A 14,173-nucleotide genomic window follows, 5' to 3' on the forward strand; every position below is an offset into this window, starting at 1 on the left:
ATGAACTGCGTCGACCTCACTACCGACCGCAGTTGCGTGGCAGTGTTCCGGGGAAGGATCAACAGTCTAGACGGGAACCGGCGCCTTTGCAGAAGGTCGCCGCTGTGATGTCGGTGCACCGCGATCAGGGGGCGATCCGGTCCAGCCACGGCCCCAGCTGCCTGAGTGCATCCTGGCGTGCCGCCCGGTTGGCCTGGACCGACTGATGCGCCCGGCCGGGATCGTCGAAGTCGTGCGTGGCCCCGGCATAGAGCTTGACCACGGGTGCGGGAGCCTGGCGGATGGGGATGGTCTGGCGCAGTACGCGCTGGCAAGTCTGCGGCGAGACCTCGTCGTCGGCGCTGCCCAGCAGCACCTGCACGGGCTTGTCGAATTCAGGGTGGGACGACAGCAGGGCCTGCTTGCCGCAGCCCGGATAGAACACCAGCGCGGCGGCGAAAGTGGGCGCATCGTCGGCCGGTCGTGCAGCCTGGCGCTGCATCACGTTCAGGGCCGTGCTGCCGCCATTGGACCAGCCTTGCAACATGATGCGGCGGACATCGACCTCGCTGCGCGTGGCCAGCCATTGCAGCGCGCCTTCGGCATCCAGCGGGCGCACGGTGAGTTCGTTGACGGCGTCCCGTTCTGGCAAGCCATGGGTGTAGCGGCCAAAGCCATGGGCCACGCCGCGCGGGCCGAAACTGTCTACCAGCAGGACCACGTAGCCACGCGCGACCCAGTAGGCAGTCCAGGCCCGATGGCGCGCCGTGAGCGCATCGGCATCGCAGGGCGAGGGGATGGCCGGACCGACCTGGGTGCAGGCGGCGTTGACGCGCGAGGAGTACAGCCCGGCGCGTCCGTGCAGCAGTACGATGGCCGGATGCGGGCCGGCGCCGAAGGGATCGTAGAGATAGCCGGTGAGGGTGGTTTTTCCGTCAGATGAAGGAAAACGCACGGTCTGGGCAGGCGGCATCGGCGTGTCTTGTGCCACGGACGTTTCCGGCAGGATCAGTCCAAGGCTGCCCGACAGCAGTAAAAAGATGAAAAAAAACCACCGCAACACAAAGTGCTGCGGTGGTCTTGCCGTGGTGAACCCGGGCGAGGTCTGCGGCAGGAAGACGGTCATGGCGAAACCGGTATCGTCTTCCATGCCGCAAGGGCCATCAGCCGCGTGCCGACCTGGCGTGCGCCTGGTTGAGCAGCCAGGTGGTCAAGAGCGGCACCGGGCGGCCGGTGGCCCCCTTGGCCGCGCCGCTCTTCCAGGCGGTGCCGGCGATGTCCAGGTGCGCCCAGGTGTACTTGCGGGTGAAGCGCTCCAGGAAGCACGCCGCCGTCACGCTGCCACCGGGCTGGCCGCCGATGTTGGCGATGTCGGCGAAGTTGGACTTCAACTGCTCCTGGTAGGGATCCTGAATCGGCATGCGCCAGGCGGTATCGCCGCTTTCCTTGCCGGCGGCCAGCAGGGCGTTGGCCAGCTGGTCGTGGCTGTCATCCTCGCGGGTGAACAGGCCCGTGTTGTGATGGCCCAGGGCCACCACGCAGGCACCGGTCAGGGTGGCGATGTCGACCACGGCGGCCGGCTTGAAGCGCTCCACGTAGGTCAGCGCGTCGCACAGGATCAGGCGGCCTTCGGCATCGGTGTTGAGTACTTCGATGGTCTGGCCGGACATCGAGGTGACGATGTCGCCCGGCTTGGTGGCACGGCCCGAGGGCATGTTTTCGCAGGTCGGGATGACGCCGATGACGTTCAACTTGAGGCCCAGTTCGGCGATGGTACGGAAGGTGCCCAGCACCGAGGCGGCGCCGCACATGTCGTACTTCATCTCGTCCATGTTCAGGCCCGGCTTGAGCGAGATGCCGCCGGTGTCGAAGGTGATGCCCTTGCCCACCAGCACCACCGGTGCATCCTTGGCCTTGCCGCCCATGTGCTTCAAGACGATGAACTTGGGCGGCTGGTCGCTGCCATTGGTGACCGACAGGAAGCTGCCCATCTTGAGCGCTTCGAGCTGCTTGCGCTCCAGCACTTCCACGCCCAGCTTGAATTGCTTGGCCAGCTTCCTGGCGGTAGTGGCCAGGTAGGTCGGGGTGCAGACGTTGCCGGGCAGGTTGCCCAGTTCCTTGGTCAGCGCCATGCCGTTGGCCAGCGCCACGGCCTCGGCCAGGGCGGTCTTGGCGGCAGCGCCTTGCTCGGCGGCCACCAGCAGGGTGATCTTCTTCACACCGGTGGGAGCGGGGTCCTTCTTGCTCTTCATCGTGTCGGAACGATAGGCGGCGTCATGGCCGGCCAGCACCACGGTGCGGATGGCCCAGTCCAGGCTGCGACCCTTGATGCCATCCAGGGGCAGGGCCAGGGCGGCGTTGTCGCAGCCCAGGGTGGCCAGGGTGCGCACCAGGGCGCTGCTGGCGGCGGCGAAGTTCTTGTCGCCGGTCTCTTCTTCGTTGCCCAGGCCCAGCAGCACGATGCGTTCGGCGGCAATGCCGGTCACGCCGCGCAGCAGCAGGGTCGAGCCGGGCTTGCCGGAAATGTCACCCGACTTCAGCGCGGCGCTGATGGCGCCCAGCTTGTCCAGGGCGCTGGCGGCCTTGGTCAGCTTGCGATTTTCATAGATGCCAACGACCAGCGCGCCGGTCTTGACGCCTGTCAAGGCGTTTTTTGCGTCCAATGTTTTTGTGCTAAAGTCCATCGTTCGTCCTTTATATGAATTACCTGGCGATTATAGAGCCCATTTCGACGCTACGCGCGCATGCGTTCAGCCAGGTAAGCCAGCTTCGGACACGATGCCGGGCGCCGGACATCCGCGCAGGCCATCCGTTAATGACCCCGACACCAGAAACCAAGCCAGCCTTCCCATGATTTTCCAACGCGCCCTACGACGCGAATTGACCAGCACCGCAGGTGGGGTCTTCACTACGCTGTTCACCATCACCCTGACCGTGATGCTGATCAAGATCCTCGGCCAGGCCGCAGGCGGCCAGGTTGCGTCGCAAGACGTGCTGGCTCTGATCGGCTTCCAGGCCTTGAACTACATGCCCATCATCCTCATCCTCACCGGTTTCATCTCGGTGCTGCTGGTGATGACGCGCAGCTACCAGGATTCGGAGATCGTGGTCTGGTTCGCCTGCGGCATGTCGCTCACGCGCTGGATCGCGCCGGTGCTGCGCTTTGGCTGGCCCATCGTGGCGCTGGTGGCCGCGCTCTCTTTCGTGGTTACGCCCTGGGCCAATGAGCAGAGCAGCGAATACCGCAGCCGTTTCGAGCAGCGCGAGGACATCGCCCGTGTCTCGCCGGGCAAGTTCCAGCAGTCAGCGGCGGCCAACCGGATCTTCTTCGTCGAAGGCATTTCCGGCGATGCCTCCAAGGTGCGCAACATCTTCGTCAATACCATCAACCCCGATGGCAAGAACAGCGTGGTGGTCGCCAAGGAAGGCGAAACCAAGGTGGACCCGGATGGCGAGAAGTTCGTGGTCATGCAGAAGGGGCGCCGCTATGACGGTTCGCCCAGCCTGCCGGATTTCCAGATCGTCGACTTCGAGCGCTATGGGCTGCTGATCGGCAATCAGTCGCAAACGGCGGCCGGTGAGCGCTCGGCGCGCGCGCTGCAGCTGGCCGAGCTGCTGGGCAAGCAGGACGGATATGCCCGTGGCGAGCTGCTCTGGCGCATGGCGCTGCCGCTGATGGCGCTCACGCTGATGCTGCTGGCCATTCCGCTGTCCTTCGTCAATCCGCGGGCCGGCCGTTCGTTGGGACTCCTGGTGGCCTTGCTGCTGTTCGTGGTCTACAGCAACACGGTCAGCGTGTTCCAGGCATCGGTGGCGCAGCAGCGCATGAGTTTCATGATGGCCTGGTGGCCGGTGCACGTGATCGTGGCGCTGCTGGTGGTGGGCATGTTCGCCCTGCGCCTGAACATCAATCATCCCGCCCACCCATCCCGGTTGTGGAGCCGAGTGCGGCGCGCCATGACGTTCCAGCGCGAGGCCTGAGATGAGAGTCATCCAACGTTACTTCACCACCGAGATCACGCGCTCGGTGCTCTTCGCCCTGGCGGCCTTCCTGGCGCTGTTCGCCTTCTTCGAGATGATGGGCCAGCTGGAACAGGTCGGTCGCAACGGCTACCAGTTGCAGCAGGCGGTGTTCTACGTGCTCATGGGCTTGCCCGGCAATGTCTATGAACTGATGCCCACGGCGGTGCTCATCGGCACCATCTACACGCTCTCGCAACTGGCGGCGCGCTCGGAATTCACCATCATGCGGGTCTCCAGCATGTCCACCGGGATGGCGGCCAAGGTGCTCCTGCGTATCGGCGTGGGGTTTGCGGTGCTGACCATCGTGTTCGGCGAGCTGATCGCGCCCAAGGCTTCCGAATGGGCCGAGAAGTTGAAGCTGCAAGCCCAGGGCGCCTCGATGTCCTCCCAGTTCCGCTCGGGCATGTGGGCCAAGGACGTGATCAAGGACAATGGCCTGGAAGGCAATGTGACCGGCAGCCGCTTCATCAATATCCAGACGGTGCAGCCGGATGGCCGCATCGAGGGTGTCAAGCTCTATGAGCTCGATACCGACTTCCACATGGCGCGCATGGTGACGGCCAAGACCGGCATCTACGAAGGCAATCATCAGTGGGTGCTCAATGATGTGGTGCAATCGGACTTCGTCGGCGGCAAGGACCGCAAGATCACCGAGCCGGTCAAGACCGTCAAGCTCGCCCATGTGAAGCTGGTCTCCGAGGTGACGCCGGAAATTCTCTCGGTGCTCTTCGCCGATCCGGACCGCATGTCCGCCTACGACCTGTTGGCCTATACCAAGCATCTGGAGGCCAACAACCAGCGTACCGATCGTTACGAGATCGCGTTCTGGAAGAAGATCGTCTATCCGCTGTCGATCTTCGTGATGCTGGCGCTGGCCTTGCCGTTCGCCTATCTGCACTTCCGCGCGGGTGGTGTGAGCCTGAAGATTTTCACCGGCATCATGATCGGGGTGTGCTTCCAGCTCATCAATAGCCTGTTCTCCCACCTTGGCCTGCTCAATACCTGGCCGCCTTTCATGACGGCGGCGCTGCCCAGCCTGTTGTTCATGGCGCTGGCCATTGGTGCGCTGTGGTGGGTGGAGCGGACCTGAGTCCGTCCCGTGATCTCGAATACTTAGCCTGAAAGACTGCTGCACATCATGAGCCAAGCCACTTCCCAAAGCCTGATCCTGTTCGCCCACGGCGCTCGCGACCCCGCCTGGGCGGCGCCTTTCGAGCGCCTGCGCGCGCTCACGCAGGCGGCCATGCCGGGGACCAGCGTGGAGCTGGCCTTCCTGGAGCTGATGCAGCCGGACCTGCCGACCGTGGCGGCGCGGCAGATTGCCGCCGGCAGCCGGCGCGTGACCGTCATTCCGGTGTTCCTGGGGCAGGGCGGGCACGTGCGCCGTGACCTGCCGGAATTGCTGGAGCAACTGCGCCAGGCGCATCCAGGTGTGGAAGTGCGCACCGTCGCTGCGGTGGGCGAGGATGAGGCAGTGTTGCAGGCGATTGCCGCTTATTGCGTGGGGACGGCCAATAGCTGATCCTGCCATCGGCACTCCCGCATGCGACGATGGCCCGGAATACGGGCCATCTGCTTGTTGGGAACAGGCCCTAGAGCCCTTCAGAACAGCCGGGCGCCGTTGGGTACGGCCTGGTCTGGCTTGAACAGCACCACCTCGCCCTGGGCATCCGGAAAGCCCAGCGTGAGCACTTCCGACATGAACTTGCCGATCTGGCGCGGCGGAAAATTCACTACCGCCGCCACCTGGCGACCGACCAGCTGCTCCAGCGTGTAGTGGGTAGTGATCTGGGCGCTGCTCTGGCGCACACCGATGCCCGGACCGAAATCGATCTTCAGTTTGAACGCAGGCTTGCGGGCTTCAGGGAAGGCATCGGCGGCGATGATGGTGCCGATGCGGATATCGACCTTGAGGAATGCCTCGAAATCGATGGGGGCGGCGGCAGGGGCCGCAGGGTCGTGGAGCAGGTGCATGGGCGTCAGTCCCGATCCGCCAGTGCCGGCCCGATCATCACCAGCACCGGCCCGCTGCAGGCCTGCAGCCCGGCTTCCAGGCCTGCCAGTTGCAGATGGTAGATGTGCTGGTCAGGACGGCTGCAGTTCTCCACCACCACCACCGGCGTATCAGGCGCATGGCCCAGCGCCAGCAAGCGCTGCGCGGTGGCCGTGGCTTCGCGTCCGCCCATGTATTGAACCAGGGTATCGCCATTGGGCATGCGCACTTCGTCCGGCTCGTCCACGCCGGTGCTGGAGGTGAACAGGGAAACGCTGCGCGCAATCCCGCGTCGCGTCAGCGGCCGCTTGGCAGCCGAGGCGGCCGCCAGTGCGGCGGTGATGCCGGGGACGATTTCGTAAGGAATGTTGTGCTCTTCCAGCGCCCGCATTTCTTCATCGGCCCGACCGAAGAGCATGGGGTCGCCGCCTTTGAGGCGCACCACGCGGCGATACTGCTGAGCCGCTTCCACCAGCTTCTGGTTGATCACGGGCTGGGCCGTGGAACGCTGGCCGCTGCGCTTGCCCACCGGGACCAGCACTGCCTGCGGACACAGTGCCAGGATGTCCGGCGTGACCAGGGCATCGTGCAGCACGACCTCGGCTTGCGCCAAGAGGCGCGCGGCACGCACCGTCAACAGGTCAGCGGCCCCAGGGCCGGAGCCAACCAGCCACACCATGCCCGGATGGTCCGGGCTGGGGGCGGGTGAATCGGAAGAGTAGGAAGTCGCTGCCTGTTGGGTGGCCATGGCCTGGTCGAAGAGACGATTGCGGATCGAAGGAAATTCAGTCGATCCGAATCATACCAGCGGCCACCGTCTGATGGCTCACTTCGTCGATCAGGATGAAGGCGCCGGTGGCGCGGATGTCCTGGTAGGCATCGGCCGCGATGGGCTGCTGCACGTTCACGCTGATGCGGGCGATGTCGTTGAGCTTGAGCGTGTCGGCGGGACGGCGTTCCTGAGTGTTGATGTCCAGCAGCGTATCGACCTTGGCCACGCGTGCGGCGACCTGCTTGGTGGTGTGCTTGAGCCAGTACTTGCGGCGCAGGTCCAGCGGTTCTTCGGAGAGCCAGCACACATCCGCGTTGACGGTCTTGAGGATGGTCGAGGGCTGGGCCGCCGCGGCCAGCAGGTCGCCGCGCGAGATGTCCAGGTACTCGTCCAGCAGGATGGTCACCGACTGGCCGGCCGAGGCCGATTCCAGCGAACCATCCAGGGTCTGGATGTCCTTGACGGTCGCGCTCTGTCCGCTGGGCAGCACCACCAGCTTGTCACCTCGCGCGACCTTGCCGGCTTCGATACGGCCCATGTAGCCACGGAAATCATTGGCTTCGTGGCCGTTGTGGCGCGCCACCAGCTGCACCGGGAAGCGGAAGGCTTCTTCGTGCGCATCTTCATACACCGACAGCGACTCCAGCAGGTTGATCAGCGTCGGGCCCTGATACCAGGACATGCGTGCGCTGGCCTCCACTACGTTGTCACCGGCCAGCGCCGACAGCGGGATGGCGCGCACGTCCTTCAAGCCCAGTTGCTGCGCAAACTGCTGGTAGGCGCCGACGATGCGGTCATAGACGGTCTGGTCGTAATCCACCAGGTCCATCTTGTTGACGGCCACGATCACGTGCTGGATCTGCAGCAGGTGGGCGATGGTGGAGTGGCGCTTGGTCTGGGTCAGCAGTTCCACGCTGCCATCGTCGCCCAGCTTCACCTTGGAGACGTCCACCAGAATGATGACGGCATCGGCGGTAGATGCACCGGTGACCATGTTGCGGGTGTACTGCTCATGACCTGGGGTATCGGCAATGATGAACTTGCGCTTGGGCGTGGCGAAGTAGCGATAGGCCACGTCGATGGTGATGCCTTGCTCGCGCTCGGCTTCCAGGCCATCGGTAAGCAGCGACAGGTCCACGGTATCGCCCACGGTACGCTTGTGCTTGGCACGCGAGATGGCGTCGAGCTGGTCGGCGAAGATGCCCTTGCTGTCGAACAGCAGGCGGCCGATCAGGGTGCTCTTGCCATCGTCCACGGAACCGGCGGTGATGAAGCGCAGCAGGCCGCGTTCATGCGATTGTGCGGTGGCCTGGGCCAGTTGTGCTTGGGTTGCGGCGGCGTTCATCAGAAATATCCTTCCTTCTTGCGTTTTTCCATCGAGGCTTCGGACGTCTGGTCGTCCATGCGGGTGGCCCCGCGCTCGGTAATCTGGGTCACTGCGGTCTCGGCGATGATGGCTTCCACGGAAGCGGCGTCCGAGGAGACCGGGCAGGTGCAGGAAATGTCGCCCACGGTACGGAAGCGGACGACCTGCTTTTCGACGGTCTCGCCTTCGCGCGCCGGGGTGAGGTCGGTCAGCGGTACCAAGAGGCCGTTGCGCGGGATCACTTCACGTTCGTGCGCAAAGTAGATCGAAGGCAGGGCCAGTTTTTCGCGGGCGATGTATTGCCACACATCCAGCTCGGTCCAGTTGGAAATGGGGAAGACGCGCATGTTCTCGCCCGGATGTACGCGGGTGTTATACAGGTCCCACAGTTCGGGGCGCTGGGCCTTGGGATTCCACTGGCCGAACTCGTCGCGGAAGGAGAAGATGCGTTCCTTGGCGCGGGCCTTTTCTTCATCGCGGCGAGCACCGCCGATGCAGGCGTCGAACTTGAATTCCTCGATGGTTTCCAGCAGCGTTACGGCTTGTGCTGCATTGCGCGAATCGGTCTGCGGATTGCGCAGGCGCACGGTGCCGCGCTTGATCGAATCTTCCACCGAACGCACCACCAGGCGCTCGCCCAGTTCGGCGGCGCGGCGGTCGCGGAATTCGATGACTTCCGGGAAGTTGTGGCCGGTATCGATGTGCACCAGCGGGAAGGGGAACTTGCCGGGGCGGAAGGCTTTTTCGGCGATGCGCAGCAGTACTACGGAGTCCTTGCCGCCGGAGAACAGCAGCGCCGGGTTGCTGCACTCGGCCGCGACCTCGCGCATGATGTGGATGGCTTCCGATTCCAGCCAGTCGAGGTGACGGTTGCTGGCGTTGTCCAAAAAGAGTTTGTCTACCGCTGTGTTCATGCCGGACCTTCCGATGCTTTGCTTGTTGTTGCTTTGATTGAATTCTGGTTCAGCTCGCCGCATGCGCCTTGATGCGCACCAGCTTGCCATCGACCACGTGCAGGCCGCACTCCTTGGAGTCGGGGTTCTCCCACCACCAGCGGCCGGCGCGGATGTCTTCTCCGGGCTGGATGGCGCGGGTACAGGGCTCGCAGCCGATGGAAGGGTAACCCTGGTCGTGCAGCGGGTTGTAGGGCACGTCGTTGGCGCGGATGTAGTCCCACACGTCCTGTTCCGACCAGTCGGCCAGGGGGTTGAACTTCTCCATGCCGTGGGCTTCGTCGCGTTCCTGCACATGCAGCTCGGCGCGTGTGACCGATTGTGCGCGGCGCTGGCCGGTCACCCACGAAGCCTTGCCCTGCAGGGCGCGATTGAGCGGCTCCATCTTGCGGATGTGGCAGCACTCCTTGCGCAGCTCCACGCTGTCGTAGAAGGCGTTGGCGCCGTTCTTCCGTACGTAGGCTTCTACCGCTTCGGGCTGCGGACGATAGGGCGCGACCTCGTAGTCGTAGGTCTCGCGGATGCGGTCCAGCATGCCCACGGTTTCCTTGTGCAGGCGACCGGTTTCCAGCGTGAAGATGCTGATGCGATCCTGCAGCTTGCCACGCAGGATCAGGTCGGTCAGCACCATGTCTTCGGCGGCCAGGCTGGAGGCCAGCGCGGCCGGGGCGTACTCGGCGGCGATGCGTTCCAGCGTGGCCTGGGTCTTGGCGATGAGGTCTTGCAAGCCTGGGTTGGCCATGGGCTGTCCTTCCTTCTTCACAATCGCGGTTCAGTCGGCGGCCTGCACCGTTTCGCGCTTGACGCGGCGGAACAGCGGGTTCTTCTCGTCCCAGGAGGTCTGGTACTTCTCGGAGAAGTCGGTCAGGCCCTTGACGGCATCGTGGATGTTCTTGTCCGCTCGCACGGCAAAGGCATCGAAGCCCACGCGCTGCATGTAGAACAACTGGTCGCGCAGGACGTCGCCGATGGCACGCAGCTCACCGGTGTAGCCCAGGCGGGCGCGCAGGTTGTAGGCGATGGAATAGCCACGGCCATCGGCAAACTTGGGGAAGTCGACAGCGACGACCTTGAAGTTCTCCAGCTGGCCCCTCAGTTCTTCCGGACGCTCATCGCTGGCCAGCCACACGCCGATCTCGGTACGCGCCTTGAGAGCGTCGCTCTGGGCCTGCCATACCTTCAACGGCACAATCACGCGGCCTTGCGGTACCGCTACGGTGTCTGCGGTCTCGCCTTCAGCCAGGCGCAGGACGGTCCAGTCGTCGCTGACGACGGTCTTGTTCTTGATGATTTCAGGCATTTGCGTCTTCTCCTGCGACATACTCGGCCGAACGGATCGGCGTTGCGTAAACGAATTCCTTGAACGGGGTCACACCGATGCGGCGCACGGTGTCGATGAAGCGTTCTTCCTCGGTGCGCTGCTTGACGTACACCTGCAGAAGGCGGTCGATCACGGTGGGCATCTGGGTGGCCGAGAACGAGGGGCCGATGATCTTGCCGATCGAAGACTCGTTGCCCTGGGCACCGCCCAGCGAGACCTGGTACCACTCCGAACCATCCTTGTCCACGCCCAGGATGCCGATGTTGCCCACGTGATGGTGACCGCAGGCATTGATGCAGCCGGAGATGTTCAGTTCGATGTCGCCGATGTCGTGCTGGAAATCGATGTTCTCGAACTTCTCGGCAATGGCCTGGGCGATCGGGATCGACTTGGCATTGGCCAGCGAGCAGAAGTCGCCGCCCGGGCAGCAGATGATGTCGGTCAGGAGGCCGATGTTGGGCGTAGCCAGGCCATGCGACTTGGCGGCCTTCCACAGCGCATACAGTTCGGATTGCTTGACGTCGGCCAGCACCAGGTTCTGTTCGTGGGTCACGCGCAGTTCGCCGAAGCTGTACTGGTCGGCCAGGTCGGCCACGAAGTTCATCTGGTCGGCGGTGATGTCGCCCGGCGGCACGCCCGGTTTTTTGAGCGACAGCAGCACGGCTGCATAGCCGGCCTGCTTGTGCGCCTTGACGTTGCGCTTGATCCAGTTGGCGAAACCACGGTCTTCAGCCTTCAGTCGTTCATATTCCGCATCCACGGCCGGCAGGGTTTCGTAGGCCGGATCGGTGAAGAACTTGGCCACGCGCTGCAGTTCCTCTTCGGTCAGGGTGGAGGGGCCATCCTTGATGTCTGCCCATTCGGCTTCGACCTGGCGCGCGAACTCCTCGGGGCCGATGGCCTTGACCAGGATCTTGATACGGGCCTTGTACATGTTGTCGCGGCGGCCGTGCTGGTTGTACACACGCAGGATCGCTTCCAGATAGGACATGGCGTGCTTCCAGGGCAGGAAGTCACGGATCACGCTGCCCAGGATCGGGGTGCGGCCCATGCCGCCGCCGACCAGCACACGGAAGCCGACTTCGCCAGCCTCGTTCTTGATGACATGCAGGCCGATATCGTGCACGGCGGTGGCCGCACGGTCTTCGGCGGCGCCGCTGATGGCGATCTTGAACTTGCGTGGCAGGTAGGCGAACTCGGGGTGGAAGGTGCTCCACTCGCGGATCAGTTCGGCATAGGGACGCGGATCGACGATTTCATCGGCGGCTACGCCGGCCAGCTCGTCCGAGGTGGTGTTGCGGATGCAGTTGCCGGAGGTCTGGATGGCGTGCATTTCCACGCTGGCCAACTGCTCCAGGATCTCGGGCGATTCTTCCAGCTTGATCCAGTTGAACTGGATGTTCTGGCGGGTGGTGAAGTGGCCATAGCCGCGGTCGTACTTGACGGCGATTTCGGCGAACTTGCGCAGTTGATTGGAGGCCAGCATGCCGTAGGGAATGGCGATGCGCAGCATGTAGGCATGGCGTTGCAGGTACAGGCCGTTCTGCAGGCGCAGGATACGGAATTCGTCTTCGGCCAGTTCGTCCGACAGGCGCCGACGCACCTGGTCTCGGTATTGTGCGACTCGCTCTTTGACGATCAGGTGATCGTATTGGTCATAGCGGTACATCTTGTCTTCCCTGTTAACGTCTTATGGGCGCCCGGATCAGGGTGCGCCCGATTGAAAATAAGCCTACCAAATCAGCTTGACTGCAACGCTCGTCAGCGTAATGGCCAGCAGGCCGCGCAAGAATTTCTCCGGCACCGCCCGCGCTGCGAGCGAACCGATGGTGATGCCCGGAACCGAGCCCAGCAACAGCGTGGCCAACAGTTCCCAGTTGATCGAACCCAGCCACCAGTGGCCCAGTGCAGCGATGGCAGTCAGCGGCACGGCATAGGCGATGTCGGTACCGGCGATCTCCGCCGGAGACAGGCGAGGATACAGCAAGACCAGCAAGGTCGCGCCCACGGCACCGGCACCGATGGAGGAAATGGTCACCAGCGTGCCCAGCAGGGCCCCGGCGGCCATGGTGGCACTGGCCAGCCTGGTACCTTGCAACTGGGCTTCCGGATGGGCGTTGAGCCAGGCCTGCATGCGCGAGCGGAACAGCAGCGCCACTACGGTCAGGAACACCGAGATTGCAATCGAATAGCGGATGGTCAGGGCAATGCCGTCGCTGACGGCACCGAAATGCTTGAGCAGCAGCGTAGTCACCAGCGCAGCGGGCAGGGCACCGTAGGACAGGCGGCGCACCACATCCCAGCGCACCGTGCCCTTGAAGCGGTGGGCCAGGGTGCCGGCGGTCTTGGTGGCTGACGCGAAGGCCAGGTCGGTGCCCACGGCCACCGAAGGATGAATGCCGAACAGCAAGGTCAACAGCGGTGTCATGAGCGAGCCGCCACCAACCCCGGTCAGTCCGACCAGCAGTCCTACGGCAAATCCGCTTACTACATAAGAAACAGTCATAACACCTCGCCCATTAGTCTGCGAATCGTAATAAACTTATGTTTCAAACCAAACTACATAGTATTTATTTGCTTATATACGCCTTTGGCATATGGAAATGCGGCGAATGAAGCAGGCAGGGCTGGCGCCGGGCGCCGCCCGCTTACTAGGTAGAAGCGAAGGAATTCCCACATGAATCTTCATCAATTCCGTTTCGTTCGTGAAGCGGTAAGGCAGAACTTCAACCTCACGGAGGCCGCCAAGGCCCTCTATACCTCGCAGCCAGGCGTTTCCAAGGCCATCATCGAGCTGGAGGAAGAGCTGGGCGTGGACATCTTCACCCGCCACGGCAAGCGGATTCGCGGCCTGACCGAGCCGGGTCGGGCGGTGCTGCGCTCGGTGGAGCTGATCATGCAGGAAGTGGATGGCTTGAAACGCATCGGCAAGGAATTCGCCGCCCACGACAGCGGCAGTTTCACCATCGCCACCACGCACACGCAGGCGCGCTATGCCTTGCCCAAGGTGGTACAAGCCTTCACCCAGAAATATCCCAAGGTGCATTTGTCATTGCTGCAAGGCAATCCCAAGCAGATCACCGAGATGGTGCGCAACGACCAGGCCGACATTGCCATCGCCACCGAGGCGCTGGCCTCAGGCGAGGGGCTGGTGTCGCTGCCCTGTTACCAGTGGGAGCACGTGGTGGTGGTGCCGCCCGACCATCCGCTGCTGCAATCGAAGAGCCTGACGCTGGAAGAGATCGCCGCCAATCCGCTGATCACCTATGACTCCGCCTTCAGCGGCCGCAGCAAGATCGACCATGCCTTCTCGCTGCGCCAGTTGAAACCCGATGTGGTGCTCGAAGCCATCGATGCCGACGTCATCAAGACCTATGTGGAGCTGGGCATGGGGGTGGGCATCATTGCCGGCATTGCCTTCGACGCCGAGCGCGACCGCGGCCTGCGGGCGATCCCGGCCGGCCACCTGTTCGGCACTAATGTCTCGCGCGTGGCCTTGAAGCAAGGGGCGTATTTGCGGGGATATGTCTATACCTTCATCGAATTGCTGGCGCCCACCCTGAACCGCAAGCTGATTGCGCAGGTCATGGAGGGCGAGAAGGACATGTATGAACTTTAAGTCCCGCCGTCCGAAGGCAGACCAGACGTAAGAACGGCCGGATCCGCGCGGATCCGGCCGTTCTTGTTTGTAGGGCCTGTTCACATTCAATCTGTGAGATGCGTTGCCCCCAGAAGGCGTGGTGGCAAGGCGCGCGTCAGGGCTGGT

General features: G+C 63.4%; 14 protein-coding genes. 4 read left to right on the forward strand and 10 right to left on the reverse strand.

Annotation, left to right across the window (positions count from 1 at the left end; translation table 11 throughout):
• Positions 1–124: 124 nt before the first annotated feature.
• Together HWE01_RS10155 and HWE01_RS10160 are read right to left on the reverse strand one after the other, a co-directional pair.
• Complete coding sequence (locus tag HWE01_RS10155; RefSeq protein ID WP_008330287.1) at positions 125–1,129, reverse strand: dienelactone hydrolase family protein; 1,005 nt, start codon at positions 1,127–1,129, stop codon at positions 125–127.
• Between the two features lie 13 nt (positions 1,130–1,142).
• Positions 1,143–2,663, reverse strand: coding sequence for a leucyl aminopeptidase (locus HWE01_RS10160; RefSeq protein WP_241821734.1), 1,521 nt, complete (start codon positions 2,661–2,663; stop codon positions 1,143–1,145).
• A gap of 166 nt (positions 2,664–2,829) precedes the next feature.
• On the opposite strand from HWE01_RS10160, the gene lptF reads away from it, so the two are divergent.
• The 3 genes from lptF to HWE01_RS10175 are packed head-to-tail and all read left to right on the forward strand — an operon-like array spanning position 2,830 to position 5,524.
• Entirely contained in the window at positions 2,830–3,960 is a 1,131-nt protein-coding gene (gene lptF / locus HWE01_RS10165; protein WP_034350480.1) for an LPS export ABC transporter permease LptF, read from the forward strand.
• Position 3,961: 1 nt separating this feature from the next.
• On the forward strand, positions 3,962–5,092 hold the full coding sequence (gene lptG / locus HWE01_RS10170; RefSeq protein ID WP_008330282.1) for an LPS export ABC transporter permease LptG: 1,131 nt from the start codon (positions 3,962–3,964) through the stop codon (positions 5,090–5,092).
• A gap of 48 nt (positions 5,093–5,140) precedes the next feature.
• A complete protein-coding gene (locus HWE01_RS10175) occupies positions 5,141–5,524 on the forward strand; it encodes a sirohydrochlorin chelatase (protein WP_175343668.1) in 384 nt (127 codons plus the stop codon).
• Between the two features lie 80 nt (positions 5,525–5,604).
• Here HWE01_RS10175 and HWE01_RS10180 read toward each other — a convergent pair whose 3' ends face one another.
• The 8 genes from HWE01_RS10180 to HWE01_RS10215 form a co-directional block, all read right to left on the reverse strand.
• On the reverse strand, positions 5,605–5,976 hold the full coding sequence (locus tag HWE01_RS10180) for a tRNA-binding protein (protein WP_008330279.1): 372 nt from the start codon (positions 5,974–5,976) through the stop codon (positions 5,605–5,607).
• A gap of 5 nt (positions 5,977–5,981) precedes the next feature.
• Positions 5,982–6,743 carry a uroporphyrinogen-III C-methyltransferase gene (gene cobA, locus HWE01_RS10185; protein ID WP_008330277.1) on the reverse strand — a complete coding sequence of 254 codons (762 nt, stop codon included), beginning with the start codon at positions 6,741–6,743 and terminating at the stop codon, positions 5,982–5,984.
• A 37-nt stretch (positions 6,744–6,780) separates the two neighbouring features.
• Entirely contained in the window at positions 6,781–8,112 is a 1,332-nt protein-coding gene (locus HWE01_RS10190) for a sulfate adenylyltransferase subunit 1 (protein ID WP_008330274.1), read from the reverse strand.
• Positions 8,112–9,047, reverse strand: a complete 936-nt coding sequence (gene cysD / locus HWE01_RS10195; RefSeq protein WP_069374332.1) for a sulfate adenylyltransferase subunit CysD — start codon at positions 9,045–9,047, stop codon at positions 8,112–8,114. Before cysD ends, HWE01_RS10190 begins: the two co-directional genes overlap by 1 nt.
• A 49-nt stretch (positions 9,048–9,096) precedes the next feature.
• The gene (locus HWE01_RS10200; RefSeq protein ID WP_034350478.1) at positions 9,097–9,828 is read right to left on the reverse strand and encodes a phosphoadenylyl-sulfate reductase; all 732 of its coding nucleotides are present in this window, start codon (positions 9,826–9,828) and stop codon (positions 9,097–9,099) included.
• A gap of 30 nt (positions 9,829–9,858) precedes the next feature.
• Positions 9,859–10,386, reverse strand: a complete 528-nt coding sequence (locus HWE01_RS10205) for a DUF934 domain-containing protein (RefSeq protein WP_241821735.1) — start codon at positions 10,384–10,386, stop codon at positions 9,859–9,861.
• Positions 10,379–12,076: a nitrite/sulfite reductase gene (locus tag HWE01_RS10210; RefSeq protein ID WP_008330270.1), complete on the reverse strand. Its 1,698-nt coding sequence runs from the start codon at positions 12,074–12,076 to the stop codon at positions 10,379–10,381. Before HWE01_RS10210 ends, HWE01_RS10205 begins: the two co-directional genes overlap by 8 nt.
• A gap of 63 nt (positions 12,077–12,139) precedes the next feature.
• A complete protein-coding gene (locus tag HWE01_RS10215) occupies positions 12,140–12,913 on the reverse strand; it encodes a sulfite exporter TauE/SafE family protein (protein ID WP_241821736.1) in 774 nt (257 codons plus the stop codon).
• A 171-nt stretch (positions 12,914–13,084) separates the two neighbouring features.
• On the opposite strand from HWE01_RS10215, the gene HWE01_RS10220 reads away from it, so the two are divergent.
• Positions 13,085–14,026: a CysB family HTH-type transcriptional regulator gene (locus HWE01_RS10220; RefSeq protein ID WP_008330266.1), complete on the forward strand. Its 942-nt coding sequence runs from the start codon at positions 13,085–13,087 to the stop codon at positions 14,024–14,026.
• Positions 14,027–14,173: the final 147 nt, after the last annotated feature.

The organism is Herbaspirillum sp. C7C8, from assembly GCF_022627875.1.
GTDB lineage: Bacteria > Pseudomonadota > Gammaproteobacteria > Burkholderiales > Burkholderiaceae_D > Herbaspirillum.

Bases quoted from the DNA above. Each gene is read 5' to 3' on its own strand.
- HWE01_RS10160 (WP_241821734.1), bottom strand. From the start codon at position 2,663: ATGGACTTTAGCACAAAAACATTGGACGCAAAAAACGCCTTGACAGGC.
- HWE01_RS10205 (WP_241821735.1), bottom strand. From the start codon at position 10,386: ATGCCTGAAATCATCAAGAACAAGACCGTCGTCAGCGACGACTGGACC.
- cobA (WP_008330277.1), bottom strand. From the start codon at position 6,743: ATGGCCACCCAACAGGCAGCGACTTCCTACTCTTCCGATTCACCCGCC.
- HWE01_RS10175 (WP_175343668.1), top strand. From the start codon at position 5,141: ATGAGCCAAGCCACTTCCCAAAGCCTGATCCTGTTCGCCCACGGCGCT.
- HWE01_RS10180 (WP_008330279.1), bottom strand. From the start codon at position 5,976: ATGCACCTGCTCCACGACCCTGCGGCCCCTGCCGCCGCCCCCATCGAT.
- lptG (WP_008330282.1), top strand. From the start codon at position 3,962: ATGAGAGTCATCCAACGTTACTTCACCACCGAGATCACGCGCTCGGTG.
- HWE01_RS10155 (WP_008330287.1), bottom strand. From the start codon at position 1,129: ATGGAAGACGATACCGGTTTCGCCATGACCGTCTTCCTGCCGCAGACC.
- HWE01_RS10215 (WP_241821736.1), bottom strand. From the start codon at position 12,913: ATGACTGTTTCTTATGTAGTAAGCGGATTTGCCGTAGGACTGCTGGTC.
- HWE01_RS10210 (WP_008330270.1), bottom strand. From the start codon at position 12,076: ATGTACCGCTATGACCAATACGATCACCTGATCGTCAAAGAGCGAGTC.
- HWE01_RS10200 (WP_034350478.1), bottom strand. From the start codon at position 9,828: ATGGCCAACCCAGGCTTGCAAGACCTCATCGCCAAGACCCAGGCCACG.
- cysD (WP_069374332.1), bottom strand. From the start codon at position 9,047: ATGAACACAGCGGTAGACAAACTCTTTTTGGACAACGCCAGCAACCGT.
- lptF (WP_034350480.1), top strand. From the start codon at position 2,830: ATGATTTTCCAACGCGCCCTACGACGCGAATTGACCAGCACCGCAGGT.
- HWE01_RS10190 (WP_008330274.1), bottom strand. From the start codon at position 8,112: ATGAACGCCGCCGCAACCCAAGCACAACTGGCCCAGGCCACCGCACAA.
- HWE01_RS10220 (WP_008330266.1), top strand. From the start codon at position 13,085: ATGAATCTTCATCAATTCCGTTTCGTTCGTGAAGCGGTAAGGCAGAAC.